At 39.3% G+C, this 16537-nt stretch carries 18 protein-coding genes; 17 read left to right on the top strand and 1 reads right to left on the bottom strand.

Annotated elements, in window-relative coordinates; translation table 11 throughout:
- Window positions 1–62 precede the first annotated feature (62 nt).
- The 13 genes from def (at window position 63) to spoVM (ending at window position 10665) form a co-directional block, all read left to right on the top strand.
- Entirely contained in the window at window positions 63–548 is a 486-nt protein-coding gene (def, locus tag J2S17_RS10555; RefSeq protein WP_307474576.1) for a peptide deformylase, read from the top strand.
- Window positions 545–1495, top strand: a complete 951-nt coding sequence (fmt, locus tag J2S17_RS10550) for a methionyl-tRNA formyltransferase (RefSeq protein WP_307474574.1) — start codon at window positions 545–547, stop codon at window positions 1493–1495. Before def ends, fmt begins: the two co-directional genes overlap by 4 nt.
- Window positions 1492–2847 (top strand): 16S rRNA (cytosine(967)-C(5))-methyltransferase RsmB, encoded by a 1356-nt coding sequence (gene rsmB / locus J2S17_RS10545; protein ID WP_307474571.1) that lies wholly within the window; start codon window positions 1492–1494, stop codon window positions 2845–2847. Before fmt ends, rsmB begins: the two co-directional genes overlap by 4 nt.
- Complete coding sequence (gene rlmN, locus J2S17_RS10540) at window positions 2848–3930, top strand: dual-specificity RNA methyltransferase RlmN (RefSeq protein ID WP_307474570.1); 1083 nt, start codon at window positions 2848–2850, stop codon at window positions 3928–3930.
- 4 nt (window positions 3931–3934) lie between these two features.
- Window positions 3935–4684: a Stp1/IreP family PP2C-type Ser/Thr phosphatase gene (locus J2S17_RS10535; protein ID WP_307474568.1), complete on the top strand. Its 750-nt coding sequence runs from the start codon at window positions 3935–3937 to the stop codon at window positions 4682–4684.
- 9 nt (window positions 4685–4693) lie between these two features.
- Window positions 4694–6676 (top strand): Stk1 family PASTA domain-containing Ser/Thr kinase, encoded by a 1983-nt coding sequence (gene pknB / locus J2S17_RS10530; RefSeq protein ID WP_307474566.1) that lies wholly within the window; start codon window positions 4694–4696, stop codon window positions 6674–6676.
- Window positions 6677–6694: 18 nt separating this feature from the next.
- On the top strand, window positions 6695–7579 hold the full coding sequence (gene rsgA, locus J2S17_RS10525; protein WP_307474564.1) for a ribosome small subunit-dependent GTPase A: 885 nt from the start codon (window positions 6695–6697) through the stop codon (window positions 7577–7579).
- A 2-nt stretch (window positions 7580–7581) separates the two neighbouring features.
- Entirely contained in the window at window positions 7582–8226 is a 645-nt protein-coding gene (gene rpe / locus J2S17_RS10520; protein ID WP_307474563.1) for a ribulose-phosphate 3-epimerase, read from the top strand.
- A gap of 515 nt (window positions 8227–8741) precedes the next feature.
- A complete protein-coding gene (locus tag J2S17_RS10515) occupies window positions 8742–8933 on the top strand; it encodes a hypothetical protein (RefSeq protein WP_307474561.1) in 192 nt (63 codons plus the stop codon).
- Between the two features lie 26 nt (window positions 8934–8959).
- Window positions 8960–9301 carry a hypothetical protein gene (locus J2S17_RS10510; RefSeq protein ID WP_307474559.1) on the top strand — a complete coding sequence of 114 codons (342 nt, stop codon included), beginning with the start codon at window positions 8960–8962 and terminating at the stop codon, window positions 9299–9301.
- A gap of 21 nt (window positions 9302–9322) precedes the next feature.
- A complete protein-coding gene (locus J2S17_RS10505) occupies window positions 9323–9742 on the top strand; it encodes a hypothetical protein (protein ID WP_307474557.1) in 420 nt (139 codons plus the stop codon).
- Window positions 9743–9839: 97 nt separating this feature from the next.
- Complete coding sequence (locus tag J2S17_RS10500) at window positions 9840–10487, top strand: thiamine diphosphokinase (protein ID WP_307474555.1); 648 nt, start codon at window positions 9840–9842, stop codon at window positions 10485–10487.
- Between the two features lie 97 nt (window positions 10488–10584).
- Window positions 10585–10665, top strand: a complete 81-nt coding sequence (spoVM, locus tag J2S17_RS10495; RefSeq protein ID WP_019381739.1) for a stage V sporulation protein SpoVM — start codon at window positions 10585–10587, stop codon at window positions 10663–10665.
- Between the two features lie 229 nt (window positions 10666–10894).
- Here spoVM and rpmB read toward each other — a convergent pair whose 3' ends face one another.
- On the bottom strand, window positions 10895–11083 hold the full coding sequence (rpmB, locus tag J2S17_RS10490; RefSeq protein WP_307474553.1) for a 50S ribosomal protein L28: 189 nt from the start codon (window positions 11081–11083) through the stop codon (window positions 10895–10897).
- 394 nt (window positions 11084–11477) lie between these two features.
- Between rpmB and J2S17_RS10485 the strand changes: the two genes are divergently transcribed.
- From J2S17_RS10485 to fapR, 4 genes are all read left to right on the top strand, one after another.
- Complete coding sequence (locus tag J2S17_RS10485) at window positions 11478–11840, top strand: Asp23/Gls24 family envelope stress response protein (protein ID WP_307474551.1); 363 nt, start codon at window positions 11478–11480, stop codon at window positions 11838–11840.
- A 16-nt stretch (window positions 11841–11856) separates the two neighbouring features.
- A complete protein-coding gene (locus J2S17_RS10480) occupies window positions 11857–13539 on the top strand; it encodes a DAK2 domain-containing protein (protein ID WP_307474549.1) in 1683 nt (560 codons plus the stop codon).
- A 198-nt stretch (window positions 13540–13737) separates the two neighbouring features.
- A complete protein-coding gene (gene recG, locus J2S17_RS10475) occupies window positions 13738–15783 on the top strand; it encodes an ATP-dependent DNA helicase RecG (RefSeq protein ID WP_370874994.1) in 2046 nt (681 codons plus the stop codon).
- 140 nt (window positions 15784–15923) lie between these two features.
- Window positions 15924–16490 carry a transcription factor FapR gene (fapR, locus tag J2S17_RS10470; protein WP_307474548.1) on the top strand — a complete coding sequence of 189 codons (567 nt, stop codon included), beginning with the start codon at window positions 15924–15926 and terminating at the stop codon, window positions 16488–16490.
- Window positions 16491–16537 lie beyond the last annotated feature (47 nt).

Here is a 16537-nt window from a genome sequence, read left to right as displayed (position 1 = left end):
AAAAGTGGTGAAATCTAACCCACATCAATTTTGATTAATCAGCTTAGCTTGGAGGAAGTATTTTGACAGTGAGAAAAATTGTAATGTACCCAGCCGATATTTTAGAGGAACAGTGTGAGCTTGTGTCAGTGTTCGATAAAAAGCTGGTGAAATTATTAGATGATATGTACGATACAATGATTGAATTTGATGGCGTCGGTCTTGCTGCCCCGCAAATAGGAATTAATCAGCAAATCGCAATCGTTGATATAGATGATGATTATGGAACAATTGAAATGATTAATCCTGAAATTCTTGAAACAAAGGGTGAGCAAACGGATCCTGAAGGATGTTTGAGCTTTCCTGGTATTTATGGTGTAGTAACTAGGCCAAGCTATGTGAAAATTAAAGCGCAGAATCGAAAAGGAAAAGTTTTTACATTTGAAGCGGAAGATTTTCTAGCAAGAGCAATACAACATGAGATCGATCATTTAGAGGGTGTGCTATTCACATCTAAAGTGAGTAGATATCTTGAGGAAGATGAGTTGGAAGGATTGAGTGAGGAATGACAAATATTATTTTTATGGGGACACCGGATTTTTCTGTACCGGTACTGCAGCAGGTGCTTGCTGATGGATATAAGGTGATTGCAGTGGTCACTCAGCCAGATCGTCCTGTTGGCCGAAAACGAGTGATGACACCACCACCAGTAAAGGTAGAGGCTGTAAAAAGGAATATACCTGTTTATCAGCCTGAGAAAATACGCCAGCCTGAAGAACTGCAGGAAATTCTTGATTTAAAACCAGACCTCATTATTACCGCTGCATTTGGCCAAATTCTGCCCAACGAATTGTTAGAGGCACCAAAGTATGGCTGTATCAATGTTCATGCATCGCTGTTACCTGAATTGCGCGGGGGAGCACCGATTCATTATTCTATTATCCAAGGTAAAGAGAAAACGGGCATTACTATTATGTATATGGCAGAAAAGCTGGATGCAGGGGATATCCTTACACAAGTTGAAGTCGCGATTGATAGGAAGGATAATGTGGGAAGCCTTCATGATAAATTAAGTGAAGCGGGAAGCAAGCTGCTAAAAGACACATTGCCGAAACTATTGAATGGTGAATTGAAGCCGATTCCTCAAGATGACAGCAAAGCAACTTTCGCCTCTAATATCAAAAGAGAACAGGAAAAAATTGATTGGAATAAACCGGGCGAAGAAATCTACAATCATATAAGGGGATTGAACCCATGGCCAGTTGCTTACACAACATTGGATGGTGCAGTGATGAAGGTTTGGTCTGCTGAGACGGCCACTTTCAATACAGCGGAAAAACCAGGAACAGTTCTTGCACTGGATGACGAAGGTTTAACGGTTTCGACTGGAGATAATACGGCAGTTAAAATCACCCTGCTTCAGCCTTCAGGTAAGAAAAAAATGTCGGCTGGTCAATATTTAAGAGGTGCAGGTGCACATATTACAATGGGTAACCGTTTAGGGGAAATAGAATGAAAAAGACAGAAAAGAAAAATGTGCGGGAGACCGTTTTAGAGCTTTTGGAGATGATTGAAAAAAATCAATCTTACAGTAATATTCTTCTTAATCATGCAATTAATAAAAATAAAATCAATTCCAAAGATATAGGATTGCTGACTGAATTGACTTACGGTACCTTACAAAGGCGCATGAACCTAGATTATTACTTACAGCCATTTTTAAAAAATCCCAAGAAAATCGAAGGCTGGGTCGTGCATTTGCTTAGATTGACATTATATCAGATGATCTTTCTAGATAAGATTCCTGACCACGCTGCATTAAATGAAGCAGTTGAAATAGCAAAAAAGCGTGGGCATAAAGGGATTTCTTCTATGGTTAATGGTGTATTGCGCAACGTTCAAAGACAGGGTGTCCCTTCTCTGGAAGACATAAAGGATCCTATTGAACGTTTATCCATTAAAACAAGTCATCCATTATGGCTAGTAAAGCGATGGGTTGAGCAATTTGGCTTTGAAGAGACGGAAAAAATGTGTGAGTTAAATTTAACTGCCCCGACCCAAACTGCAAGAGTCAACACAATTAAAGCAACTCGTGAGCATGTCTTGGCTATGTTGGAGGAAGAAGGGATTGAGGCGAAGCCAAGTCCAGTCATTCCTGAAGGGATTCATTTTTTACGAGGGAATATTGCAAATGCGCAAGCGTTTAAAGAGGGCTTACTGACTATCCAAGATGAAAGTTCAATGCTCGCTGCTTATGCACTCGGACCAGAAAAGAATGAAACTATTCTTGACGCTTGCGCTGCACCGGGAGGAAAAACCACTCATATTGGTGAAAAGTTAGGTAATAGCGGTAAAGTCATCGCGCTTGATTTGCACGAGCATAAGGTGAAGCTGATATCTGATAATGCTGACCGTCTAGGTATCTCAAACCTTGATACACGTGCAATGGATAGCAGGAAAGTACAGGAAGTTTTTGATGATGAGAGCTTTGATCGAATCTTGCTTGATGCACCTTGTTCAGGCTTAGGTGTCATGCGAAGAAAGCCGGATATGAAATATACAAAAAAAGAAGAAGATTTACTTCATCTGCAGTCCGTACAGACGAATTTATTAAAAGCAGTTTCGCCATTGTTGAAAAAAGGTGGTATTCTAGTCTATAGTACGTGTACCGTTGATAAAGTGGAAAATCAAGAAGTGGTTTCAGCATTTTTAAATGAGCAGATTGACTTTGAAGGCGATCGTTCGATTAAAGAACGCATGCCAGAGGCTATCCAGCCATTAGTCGATGGTTTCCAATTACAAATTTTACCTCAACATATAGGGTCTGATGGGTTTTATATTGCCTGTCTAAGAAAGAAGGTGCAATAAATGGTACAAACAACGAAGAAAAAAACAGAAACAGATCATAAACCTTCCATTTATTCCTTACAGCTTCATGATGTAAAGGAATGGCTGAAGGAGAATAATGAAAAAGCTTTCCGTGCAGAGCAGATTTTTGACTGGTTGTATACGAAGAGAGTAACCACTTTTGATGATATGTCGAATTTATCAAAAGGATTAAGAGAAAAGTTAGAGAACCAGTTTACTTTAACTACTTTAAAAACAATCATCCAACAGCAATCTGCAGATGGAACAATTAAGTTTTTATTTGAACTCCATGATGGTTACTCTATCGAAACGGTTTTAATGAGACATGATTATGGCAATTCTGTATGTGTAACTACTCAAGTAGGCTGCCGAATTGGCTGTACGTTTTGTGCTTCCACATTAGGGGGATTAAAGCGTCATCTAGAAGCAGGAGAAATTGTAGCTCAAGTTGTAAAATGCCAGCAAGCACTTGATGAAACAGATGAGCGTGTGAGTTCAGTCGTGATCATGGGTATTGGCGAACCATTTGATAACTACGATCAAATGATGCCATTCTTGAAAATCATCAATCATGATAATGGACTAAATATTGGTGCGCGTCATATTACGGTTTCAACAAGTGGAATCATTCCAAAGATTTATAAGTTTGCCGATGAAGATATGCAAATCAATTTTGCGGTGTCCTTACATGCTCCAAATAATGAGATAAGAAGCAGATTGATGCCTATCAATCGTGCCTACAAATTACCTGATTTAATGGAAGCCATTCGCTATTATATCGATAAAACGGGTAGACGTGTCAGCTTTGAATATGGTTTATTCGGTGGAGTGAATGATCAGGAAGAGCATGCTGAAGAGCTTGCTGAACTTGTGAAGGATATTAAATGTCATATCAATTTAATTCCTGTCAATTATGTACCTGAAAGAGATTATGTAAGAACTCCAAGAGATCAAATCTTTGACTTTGAAAAAACATTGAAAAAACATGGTGTGAATGTAACTATTCGCAGAGAGCACGGTCATGATATTGATGCAGCATGTGGACAACTTCGTGCAAAGGAGCGAAAAGAGGAGACGAGGTGACAGTATGAAGGCTGTTTTTATGACTGATGTAGGCAGAATTCGTCAACGTAATGAAGATAATGGCGGAATCTTCATCAACCTAAGTGGAGATCGCCTTGCCATCGTAGCAGATGGCATGGGCGGTCACCGTGCAGGTGATGTTGCGAGTGAAATGGCGAAAAAGAATTTAGAAGATCTTTGGATGAAGTCAGAAAAAATTCAAACCGCAGAGCAAGCAGAAGAATGGCTAACACATAATATTAAAGACGTAAATAAAGTATTGTTTGAACATGCAAAAAAAGAACCTGAGTGCGAAGGTATGGGTACAACAGTTGTAGCGGCTATTACTACAGACCGCTTTGCCACTATTGCGAATCTTGGCGACAGTCGTGGCTATATTCATAACGAATCAGGATTTCAACAACTTACTGATGACCATTCACTGGTAAATGAGTTGGTTCGTTCAGGGCAGATTTCCAAGGAAGATGCTGAACATCATCCGATGAAAAATGTTGTTCTAAGAGTTCTAGGTACTGAAGAAGAGGTTAATCTCGACCTTAAAACGATAATATTTGAGGAGGGAGATGTCCTGCTTCTATGCTCAGACGGTCTTTCAAATAAGGTGACTGAAGATGAAATGAAGAAAGTTATTATCAGTGACTCAAATTTGGAAGAAAAGGCTTCTATGCTTATTGAATTAGCCAATAACTATGGAGGCGAGGATAATATCACCCTTGTTATCGTTGAGTTCTTAGATGGCAGTGAAAGAGGGTGATGAGGTGTGATGATTGGAAAGCGCCTGAGCGGACGCTATAAGATTCTAGAAATGATTGGCGGCGGAGGTATGGCCAATGTTTACCTTGCCCATGACATGATTTTGGACAGGGATGTGGCTGTGAAAATGCTACGCCTTGACTTCGCTGAAGATGATGAATTTATCAGAAGATTTCATCGGGAAGCCCAATCAGCTACAAGCTTGGCTCATCAGAATATAGTTAGTATTTACGACGTGGGTGAAGAAGATACACTTTACTATATTGTTATGGAATATGTTGAAGGTCAAACCTTAAAGCAATACATACAAAAAAACAGCCCTGTACCAATTGAAACAGCGCTTAATATTATGAAGCAACTAACTTCAGCGATCTCACATGCACATCACAATCAAATCATTCACCGCGATATTAAACCGCATAATATCTTAGTTGACCCTGATGGTAATATTAAGATTACAGATTTTGGGATTGCAATGGCGCTGAGTGCAACGAGCATTACACAAACGAATTCTGTTCTTGGATCTGTCCATTATTTATCACCGGAGCAGGCTAGAGGCGGAATGGCGAATAGAAAATCAGATATATACTCTCTGGGTATAGTCATGTTTGAATTATTAACAGGTCGATTGCCGTTTTCTGGTGAGTCGGCTGTTGCAATCGCTTTAAAGCATCTGCAGTCAGAAACCCCTTCTTTACGGAGATGGAATCCAGAAATTCCGCAAAGTGTGGAAAACATCGTTTTGAAAGCAACGGCAAAGGATTCTTTTCATCGTTATAATAATGCGGATGAAATGGGAGAGGATATATCCTCTGCTCTTGATTCAGATCGCCAAAACGAACGAAAATTTTCCATACCGGATGATGATGATGCTACTAAGGCAATTCCGATTATAACTGGTGATGAAGCCTTTCCTGTTAGCGATGAAACAATTGTTCATAGTAACGAGGTAAAATCAGATAGTCCGAATCAAGTGAAAACTAAGAAGGAGAAAAAGAAGAAGGATAAGAAATCAACGGATAAAAAGAAGAAGAAAAAATGGTCGGTTATCCTCGTTGCTGTCTTTGTTTTACTTCTAATTATTGGTGTACTGGCTATAACAGTTGTCCCAGATTTGCTGTCTCCAAAAGATATTGTCGTACCTGATGTAACTGGAGAAGAAGTCGAGAAAGCGGTATCTGAGTTGGTAGAGGCTGGGTTTACAGTGGGTGAAATTCATGAAATCAACGATGAAGAAATTGTTGAGGGCTCAGTAGTACGCACAACTCCCAAAGCCGGAAAAACACAGAAAGAAGGGGCAACAATCGATATCTACCAAAGTATGGGCAAGGATAAATATGAGTTAGATGACTACAGTGGCCTCTCCTTTGATGATGTTGAAAGCGAGTTAAGGGACGAAGGGTTTAAATCTATTGAAACAGAAGAAGTTTATGATGATGAAATAGCTGAGGGTAAGATTGTTGATCAAAATATCAATCCAGGAACCTATGTTGTTCCAGAGGATGAAGAGATCGTATTTAAGGTTAGCCTCGGACCAACGCCAGTCGTACTAGAGGACTTAAGAGAATATAACGAAAAAGGTTTGGATGTATATGCTTCTTCAACAGGACTGAAAATTGATATCGATAAAGTTCATGATGATGAAATTACTAAGGGCTTGGTTATCTCCCAAGACCCCGAAGCTGGTGCAGAGTTAACTAAAGGTTCAACTGTTAAGGTTACCCTCTCTTTAGGCAAAGAAGAGCTTCCGCAAGAAGTTGAAAAGTCAGTAGAAATTCCGTATGAGCCGATCAATGAAGGGGAGCCTCAAGAGATTCAAATATATGTTGATGATATGGATTCAAATATGTCTGAGCCGTTTGATACGTTTACTATAACGGAAAATACCAAGTATGACATAAAAATGCGAATCCAGCCTGGAGGGGAAGCGGTTTATCTAATAAGACGTGATAATACTGTCCTTGATGAGCAAACGGTTCCATATTCAGAATAAAGTCTAAGGAGGGCTGCTATGCCTGAAGGCAAAATTATAAAAGCTTTAAGCGGTTTTTATTATGTTCTAAGTGAAAAGGATGAAATCACTCAATGCCGTGGAAGAGGAGTATTCCGCAAAAAAAAAATTACACCTCTTGTCGGGGATGAGGTTGTCTTTCAAGCAGAAAATGATAAAGAAGGCTATATCCTGGAAATAAAGGATAGAAAGAATGAGCTTGTTCGTCCGCCGATTGCAAATGTCGATCAAGCCATTCTCGTTTTTTCCAGTGTTGAGCCAACTTTTAGCACCGCTTTATTGGATCGCTTTTTAGTGTTAGTAGAATTTAATCAAATAACACCGATTATTTGTATCACAAAAATGGATTTAGCCAACCCGGAGCAACAAATAAAAATCCGCGGTTATGCGGAGGATTACCGCAAAGCTGGTTATGAAGTGATTCTAACTTCCTCAGAGACAGAGGAAGGAATCAACGAATTATTCCCTTTTTTAGATAATGCGATTTCTGTATTTGCTGGACAATCTGGTGTAGGTAAATCTTCGCTGTTGAATGTTCTCCGTCCAGATTTGGATATAAAAACAGATGATATTTCCTCCCACTTAGGGAGAGGAAAGCATACAACAAGGCATGTAGAATTAATAGCAATTAATGAAGGTCTTGTTGCAGATACACCTGGATTTAGCTCGTTAGAGTTCACAGATATTGAACTGGAAGATTTAAATTCATGCTTTCCCGACATTCAGGCGAAAAGTGAAGAATGCAAATTCCGCGGCTGCCTGCATTTAAAAGAGCCTAAGTGCGCAGTAAAGGCTGCTAATGAGTCAGGAGAAATCCCAGCTTACAGATATGAGCATTACATCGCATTTCTACAAGAGATTAAAGAGAGAAAGCCGAGGTATTGAAAATGGTAAAGATCGCACCATCGATATTATCTGCAGATTTTTCCAGATTGGGAGAGGAAATAAAGGATGTTGAGCGTGGCGGAGCAGATTATATCCATGTCGATGTCATGGATGGCCACTTTGTACCGAATATCACGATTGGTCCACTGATCGTTGATGCCATTCGTCCAGTCACTAATCTTCCGTTGGATGTACATCTAATGATTGAAAACCCGGATAACTATATTGAAGCCTTCGCCAAGGCAGGGGCAGATTATATTACTGTGCATGTTGAAGCGTGCCGCCATCTGCATCGAACTATTCAACACATAAAATCCTACGGTGTGAAAGCCGGTGTTGTTTTAAATCCTGCCACTCCAGTAGATTCGATTTTGCATGTGATAGGTGATGTAGATATGGTTTTACTGATGACTGTAAATCCTGGGTTTGGTGGACAGAAATTCATTCATAATGTTCTACCTAAAATAGCAGATGTGAAAAAAATGATAGACGATAGAAACCTGGATGTCGAAATTGAAGTAGATGGCGGAGTAAATGAAGACACGGCTAAGCTTTGCATAGAAGCAGGGGCCGATGTACTTGTAGCGGGTTCTGCTGTCTATAATAAGAAAGACCGTGCCCAAGCTATTTCTGTCCTTCGTGGATAATAAAAAAAGAATAAGTATATCATCGCTGATTTCAAAGGTAATTTTGAAATCAGCTTTTTTTTAGGAAAATAAAATGTGATTGCACCTTCTACCACTCTTAAGTCATTTGAACTAACTTCGAAAATCCATCCTTTGCGGTTTTCGATTAAATTCCAGCATCAGTATACTTATAAAAAGTATAGGAAATGGGGGCTAAAAGAGGGGATAGAGCGATTGTGATAGGTGGAAGTATAGCTAGCAGGTTAAAATCATAGCAAAAGCATTGTCACACTTTTATCGTCATGTACGAATCATAGAGTCAGGTCCTAAATGGGATGAAAGGGCTCCGCGAAAAGTGTACCGCAAACATTTCATCCTCATGTCGTATTAAAAGGCGGGCATAATGACCTTAATAAATTATTTCCAAGAATTCATGAAAGCTTGATAGAAGATGGTGCACTAGTAAATAATTTCACCAGAGATTTAAGGTGGTATCATTACGGCAGTGGAAAGAACGGTTTACAGTGAATTAACTGGTGCAGCAAAGTCGTCCATTGCTAGAATGGCATATTCAACAATTCATAGTTGATACGCCTAATATTGGATTTGAATATGAATCTGAAGTAAAAGGCTATTTGCATGATAAAAGTCCACGGAAAATCACTGGTGTATCAGTCCATAATAAGCAAAGTGGTAAGGAAGAAGAAAATTTGCTGATATTGTTGTAGACACTAGCGGTTTCGGCTCTAATAGTGTGCAATGGCTGAAAAGTCATGATATCGATATCAAAGAAGAAAAAATAGGCTTTTATGCAACACAATATTTTCACCGAAAGGACCATAAAAAGGTTGATTGGACCAATCTGTTAGTTTCACCAAGTTTTGCAGACCATCCTTATGGGGCTTTTATTCAAAGTGTTGAAAGAGGTCGATATTCAGTCACTTTTAGCGGTTATGCAAAGGAAACACCTCCAGATGATGAGGAAGCTTTTCGAAGCTATGCAGAAAAATTTCCAGTAACGGATGTAAACCAATTTTTTGAGTTAGCAGAACCGATTTCAGATATTTATGTCTTTAAAATACCGCAGCAAGTGTAGAGAAGGTATGATTTAGCCAGTTTGCCTGATGGACTATTAATTGTGGGTGATGCTCATTGCCGGTTCGATCCTGTCTTTGGTCAAGGGATATCAGTCGCTGCTATGGAAGCAACTGCATTAATGGGAATGCTGGACGAGAGCAAACATACTAAACCAGGATTTAATCAGAGGTTCCATACGAAAGCGAGCAGAATAATCGCAACACCTTGGAAAATGTCATCAACAGCGGTATTCAGACATCCAAAAGTAATCGGCAATAGAAAATGGACGGTCCCATTATTACAAAGGTACAGCAAAAGGGTCTATGAGCGCTCAAGTGATAATCGTGATACCTATACACGTCTAATAAAAGTGATGAACCTCCTTCAGCCATCAACCCATTTACTCCATCCAAAAGTGGCAAAAGATATTTTATTAAAGAGCCATGTACAAATCACATGAATTTTTACTCCTCTAATAGTAAAATGAAGGTTATCAAACGGTAGCTGGGTGGATGAGCCGGCTCTTATACTGACAATAATAAATGAGGTGTATAAAAATGATTATTAATATTCTAGCTGCAGGTCCAACTGAAAACCTGGCCGACTTAGAAAATTATCAGACAGAAGATGATAGATGGGTAGGAGTGGACAAAGGGGCTATGATTTTATTATCCAAAGATATACAACCAATCATGGCTTTCGGAGATTTTGATTCCGTTTCTAAAAACGAGATGGATAAGATTAAGCAAGGGGTTTCACAGCTCAATCGATTTAAGCCCGAGAAGGATGAGACCGATATGGAACTCGCACTAAACTGGGCGCTGCAACAGGAGCCGGATTTGATTCGTTTATTTGGTGCTACAGGAGGAAGGCTGGATCATTTCTTTGCCAATGTACAGCTTTTAGTTAAGCCTGTTCTTCAACAGCAAGCCATCCCGATTGAAATCATTGACGATAAAAATATTCTTTACATAAAAAATCCAGGAGAATATTCAATCGGGAAAAATAGCCTTCATCCCTATATTTCATTCATTCCCATGACAATGGCGGTTGAAGCTTTAACATTAACAGGTTTTAAATATCCATTAACCAATCGTCATATTCCGTTCGGATCTACATTATGTATAAGTAATGAACTTCTTGATGATTGTGGTACTTTTTCTTTTACAGAAGGCATATTATTGGTGATAAGGAGCAAGGATTAAGAAAGAAAACTTGTTGCAAGTACTTATTTCTTTAATATGAATAGGATAAAAGGGGTGCCAAACAGCCCGATGCGTGAGATTTTGAGGAGGGACATGAATGAGATTCTATACAATTAAATTGCCCAAATTTTTAGGCGGCATCGTCCGCGCCATGCTGGGAACCTTTAAAAAGGGATAAAAATAATAATGATCATCGCAATGGGATTTTTACTTTTTAGCACCTTTTTTAGGTGCTTTTATTTTTCTTCACAGATATTTCTACACATCTAAAGCAGCAAAATAAAAAAATAAATGCTGCGAAAGAAAGCAAATGAATCAAAGTTTCTTAAAAGCCTTTTATTTTTGTAAGTAAAAAAAGTAATAGTGATAAAAAAGAGGGTGTCCGATTAGGGACACCCTCTTATGCTTTATACGCGTTCTACTTTACCTGATCTAAGCGCTCTTGCAGAAACCCAAACACGTTTAGGTTTACCGTCAACAAGGATACGCACCTTTTGAAGGTTTGCTCCCCAAGTACGTTTATTAGCGTTCATTGCGTGTGAACGAGCGTTACCTGAAGATGTTTTTCTTCCAGTTACAACACATTTACGTGGCATGTATATTCCCTCCTTACTAAAACATGACATTAAACTATTTTCATGCTTTCGTTTACAATTGTCAGATACATCTGTTAATAAGAAAACAATTCGCACTGCTTTCATATTAAAAAGATACTTTAATAATTTATCATACAACCTAATACAATGCAATAGTTGTAAATAAATCTATCAAGAAAAAATCCTTGACATATGATAGGCTAATATAAGCTATAATAACATGAGGTAAGTATGGCTTTTAAAATCTTTACTCGTATAGTAAAATGTTCTTTATGAAATGCAGTAAAGTGTGTATTATAGAAACACGAATAGGTATGACTGTCTAATTCTCGTGCATTTTATAAAGACAGACATGCTATACTAAGCAGCAATTTTCCAAAAGGGGGAACGAAAAATGTCCATTGAATTAAAAAATAATTACGGGCAAATCGATATCTCAAATGATGTTATCGCAACAATTGCGGGCGGAGCAGCTATTGACTGCTATGGAATTGTTGGCATGGCATCCAAAAATCAAATCAAGGATGGCCTGACCGATATTTTACGTAAAGAGAACTTTACTAGAGGAGTCGTCGTTCGCCAGGAAAATGATGAAGTACATATCGATATGTACATTATTGTTAGCTATGGAACAAAAATATCCGAAGTTGCCCATAATGTGCAATCAAAAGTAAAGTATACCTTGGATCAAACAGTCGGGCTCAGTACTGACTCGGTTAATATTTATGTTCAAGGAGTTCGAGTAACGAACCCGTAATGAGGAGGAAAGGTCTGTGTCAATTAAAGTTTTAGATGGGAAACAATTTGCGCGCATGGTTGTGCAGGGTGCCAACCATTTGTCGGCAAATGCCAATTATGTCGACGCATTAAATGTTTTCCCTGTTCCAGATGGTGATACTGGAACAAATATGAATCTGTCAATGACTTCCGGAGCAAAGGAAGTAAAGAACAATGTAAATCCACATATCGGTAAAGTAGGGATTGCGCTTTCCAAGGGCTTACTTATGGGAGCACGAGGGAACTCAGGCGTTATCCTTTCCCAGCTTTTCCGAGGCTTCTCAAAAGCGATTGAGCATAAAGAGAGCTTGAATGGTAGTGAATTTGCTGCTGCATTTGAAGCAGGTGTTGAAACGGCGTATAAGGCTGTAATGAAGCCAGTCGAAGGTACCATTCTTACGGTCGCGAAGGATGCGGCGAAGAAGGCTGTCCAGGCGGCAAAAAAAGAGGATGACCTCATTGTCATAATGGAAGCGATCGTAAAAGAGGCTAAAGCTTCTTTACAACGTACACCAGACCTACTCCCTGTACTAAAAGAAGTCGGAGTTGTCGATAGTGGCGGCCAAGGTTTGTTATTCGTATATGAAGGTTTCTTAAGCGAGTTAAAAGGTGAGGAATTGCCTGATTCAACGCAAACGCTTCCAAAAATGGATGACCTTGTCAATGCAGAACATCATAAAAGCGTACAAAGCCATATGAATACTGCAGATATCGTTTTTGGATATTGCACAGAGTTCATGGTGAGATTCGAGCCAGAAAAAATTGCTGAGCAAGCCTTCTCTGAAGAGCAATTTCGTCAAGATCTAAGCGAGCTTGGAGACTCCTTGCTTGTTATCGCAGATGAAGACCTCGTTAAGGTTCATATTCACTCTGAACAGCCTGGTGATTGCTTATCATACGCTCAGCGCTATGGCAGTTTAATCAATATGAAGATTGAAAATATGCGTCAGCAACATACAGATATTTTAGATGATGATACTCGTCCAGTTGCTGAAACAAAGATGGCAAAACCAGCTGAGAAGCTAGAATATGGGATTGTTACTGTTTCTATGGGCAAGGGTGTGGCTGATTTATTCAAAAGCATTGGTGCTCATGCAGTGATTGAGGGCGGACAAACGATGAATCCAAGCACTGAGGATATCGTTAAGGCAATCAAAGATGTAAATGCAAAGAAAGTAATCATCTTGCCTAATAATAAGAACATTATTATGGCTGCGCAGCAGGCTGCGGAAGTTACGGAGGAGGAAGTGGTTGTCATTCCTACTAAAACCGTTCCTCAAGGGATGTCTGCACTGCTTGCGTTTAACCCAGGTGCAGCATTATCCGAGAATGAAGGAAGCATGTCTGAGGCATTGTCACATGTGAAATCTGGCCAAATCACCTATGCTGTTCGCGATACAAGCATTGATGGCCTTGAAATCGAAAAAGATGATTTCATGGGTATTGAAGAGGGTAAAATAATTGTAAAGAACAAGGATAAAGTGCAATCTGCCAAAGATTTATTATCTTCAATGATGGATGAGGATTCTGAAATTCTTACCATTTTAAAAGGTGAAGATGCAAGTGATGAAGAGGTTGAATTACTAGTTTCCTTTATTGAAGAGAATTATGAAGATGTAGAGGTTGAAGTTCATGATGGAAAACAGCCTTTATATGCATTTATCTTTTCAGTTGAATAATATAATTGATTGCTAAAAACCATGAGGGGCGGATAATGATTGCTCCTCATGGTTTTTTGTTGGCTGAATAGGCTTTAAATGGAATTGGCTCAAGAAAGTATGGTAGGATGAGTTAGAATAAAGGCAAATACATACAAATCAATATATAGGAGGAGGTTGGCGGTTTTAGAAATAGGAATCAATAAGCCGCTAAACAAAGTGAATATGTTAAATCAGTCAATTACTGCCGTAAAAGGTATAGGCGGAGAAACAGCTGAAGCGCTAGCTGAAATGAATCTATTGACCGTAAAGGATTTACTGGAACACTTTCCATATAGATATGAGGATTATCGCTTAAAGGACCTTGCTGAAATCAAACACGACGAGAGAGTGACTGTAGAAGGGAAGGTTCATAGCGAGCCTTCTCTTGTCTATTATGGTAGAAAAAGGTCTAGGCTTACGCTAAGAGTGCTGGTTGACCGCTATTTAATTCAGGCGGTCGTTTTTAATCAACCGTATTTAAAAAATAAAGTCAATCTAAATGAGACAGTGACGATTACTGGCAAATGGGATCAGCATCGGCAAACCATTACAGTTAATCAACTGTATACAGGAGAATCAGCTCAGAATAAAGATTTTGAACCAGTATACGCCGTAAAAGGAAAAATAACTGTGAAAGGCATCCGCAGATTTATCAAGCTTGCTTTCTCGCAATTTGGAAATGAAATAGCAGAAACTTTACCAGATCATTACATGACAGCCTATCGGTTAATGAATCGCAGAGATGCGTTGCAAATCATGCATTTTCCGTCTGGACCTAATGATATGAAACAAGCAAGGCGTAGATTCGTATATGAGGAATTCTTTTATTTTCAGTTGAAAATGCAGGCTCTGCGAAAAATAGAAAGAGAAAATTCGCACGGAATCGGCCAGCATTATGAGTTAGCGCGATTAATGAAGTTTATTGACAGCTTACCTTTTTCTTTAACTGATGCACAGAAAAGGGTAGTCAATGAAATACTCGCAGATATGAAATCTCCCTACCGAATGAATCGCTTGCTCCAAGGTGATGTCGGCTCCGGGAAAACGGCTGTTGCCTCCATTGCTTTATTTGCAGCAAAAACAGCAGGATATCAAGGAGCACTCATGGTGCCAACCGAAATCCTAGCTGAACAGCATGCCCAATCTTTAACATCTTTGCTGGAACCTTTCAATATTCGCTGCGAGTTATTAACAAGCTCTGTAAAAGGGAAAAGAAGAAAGCAATTATTAGCAGCCTTACAGAGTGGTGAAATTGATATATTAATTGGGACTCATGCACTCATTCAGGAAGAAGTGGAATTTAAGAAGCTAGGACTTGTCATTACAGATGAACAGCATCGATTTGGCGTCGGCCAAAGAAGGATATTGAGGGAGAAGGGTGAAAGTCCAGACGTTCTCTTTATGACAGCTACACCAATCCCTAGGACACTTGCTATCACTGTGTTTGGAGAAATGGATGTATCCATTATTGATGAAATGCCAGCAGGAAGAAAAGCGATTGAAACTTATTGGACAAAACCAGACACCCTCGATCGTGTGTTAGGGTTTATGGAGAAGGAACTTTCTGCAGGTCAGCAGGTTTATGTCATCTGTCCGTTAATAGAAGAGTCAGATAAGCTCGATGTTCAGAATGCGATTGATGTACATGCAGTCATGTCACATCATTTTCACGGGCGCTATGAGGCAGGTCTGATGCATGGCAGATTGAATTCAGAAGAAAAAGAAAAGGTAATGACCGACTTTAGCCAGAATAAGGTACAGCTTCTCGTTTCTACTACAGTTGTTGAGGTGGGTGTAAATGTACCTAACGCGACGATGATGGTGATTTATGATGCAGAAAGGTTTGGACTCGCTCAATTACATCAGCTGAGAGGCCGTGTAGGACGGGGGGACAAGCAATCCTATTGTATCCTCTTAGCAGATCCTAAATCTGAGGTCGGTAAAGAACGAATGAAGATTATGACTGAAACAAATGATGGCTTTGTGCTAAGTGAAAAAGACTTGGAGCTTCGAGGACCTGGGGATTTCTTCGGAAGAAAACAAAGCGGCTTGCCTGAGTTTAAAGTTGCAGACATGGTTCATGATTACCGCGCATTAGAGACGGCTCGAAATGATGCGGCGCTGTTAATTCAATCAGAGGAATTTTGGACGAAGGAGGAATACTTGCCTCTAAGAGTTTATTTGCAGGAACAAGGTGTATTAGAAGGAGAAAAACTAGACTGAAAAAGATGAATGGGCATTGAGGAAAGGTGAATGATCTAAAAAGTTCTTATATAAATAAGCGAATCTTTCTTGCAATATGATTTTATAGATTATATACTACTATTAGTACCTAGTCTTAATTATTGTGGACGGTGGAAATGATGAAAAGAAATAAAAAAGAACGGCAAACATTATTAATTGAAACGATAAAGGAAAATCCCTTCATCACAGATGAAGACCTTGCTGATCATTTTTCAGTAAGTGTACAGACGATTCGCCTTGATAGATTAGAGCTCTCTATTCCAGAGCTTCGCGAAAGAATTAAGAATGTGGCGGAAAAAACCTTTGAGGATGAAGTTCGCTCATTACCTATAGATGAAGTCATCGGAGAGATGATTGATATACAGCTTGATCAAACAGCCATTTCAATTTTTGATGTGAAGGCTGACCATGTTTTTAAACGAAATCAAATTGCCCGCGGACATCATTTGTTTGCCCAGGCCAATTCTTTAGCAGTAGCTGTTATTAATGATGAACTAGCATTAACAGCAAAGGCAAATATCCACTTCACACGCTCGGTCAAACAAGGGGAGCGTGTGATTGCTAAGGCAAGAGTGGTTTCAATTGAAAAAGATCGCACAAGGGTTGAAGTGCAAAGCTATGTGAATAATGAGTGTGTATTTAAAGGTGAGTTTGATATGTATCGCTCACATATGATGGAACAATAACCTACCTGTTTAGTGCATCAATGTCTCAGTTAGCGTGCAGGTGTAAA

Source organism: Cytobacillus purgationiresistens, from assembly GCF_030813235.1.
GTDB lineage: Bacteria > Bacillota > Bacilli > Bacillales > Cytobacillaceae > Cytobacillus > Cytobacillus purgationiresistens.
This window is presented reverse-complemented; position numbering and strand designations above follow the sequence as displayed.

Excerpts from the sequence above, each read along its gene's own strand:
- fmt (WP_307474574.1), top strand. The coding sequence starts at position 545 with ATGACAAATATTATTTTTATGGGGACACCGGATTTTTCTGTACCGGTA.
- rsmB (WP_307474571.1), top strand. The coding sequence starts at position 1,492 with ATGAAAAAGACAGAAAAGAAAAATGTGCGGGAGACCGTTTTAGAGCTT.
- rlmN (WP_307474570.1), top strand. The coding sequence starts at position 2,848 with ATGGTACAAACAACGAAGAAAAAAACAGAAACAGATCATAAACCTTCC.
- J2S17_RS10535 (WP_307474568.1), top strand. The coding sequence starts at position 3,935 with ATGAAGGCTGTTTTTATGACTGATGTAGGCAGAATTCGTCAACGTAAT.
- pknB (WP_307474566.1), top strand. The coding sequence starts at position 4,694 with ATGATTGGAAAGCGCCTGAGCGGACGCTATAAGATTCTAGAAATGATT.
- rsgA (WP_307474564.1), top strand. The coding sequence starts at position 6,695 with ATGCCTGAAGGCAAAATTATAAAAGCTTTAAGCGGTTTTTATTATGTT.
- rpe (WP_307474563.1), top strand. The coding sequence starts at position 7,582 with ATGGTAAAGATCGCACCATCGATATTATCTGCAGATTTTTCCAGATTG.
- J2S17_RS10500 (WP_307474555.1), top strand. The coding sequence starts at position 9,840 with ATGATTATTAATATTCTAGCTGCAGGTCCAACTGAAAACCTGGCCGAC.
- spoVM (WP_019381739.1), top strand. The coding sequence starts at position 10,585 with ATGAGATTCTATACAATTAAATTGCCCAAATTTTTAGGCGGCATCGTC.
- rpmB (WP_307474553.1), bottom strand. The coding sequence starts at position 11,083 with ATGCCACGTAAATGTGTTGTAACTGGAAGAAAAACATCTTCAGGTAAC.
- J2S17_RS10485 (WP_307474551.1), top strand. The coding sequence starts at position 11,478 with ATGTCCATTGAATTAAAAAATAATTACGGGCAAATCGATATCTCAAAT.
- fapR (WP_307474548.1), top strand. The coding sequence starts at position 15,924 with ATGAAAAGAAATAAAAAAGAACGGCAAACATTATTAATTGAAACGATA.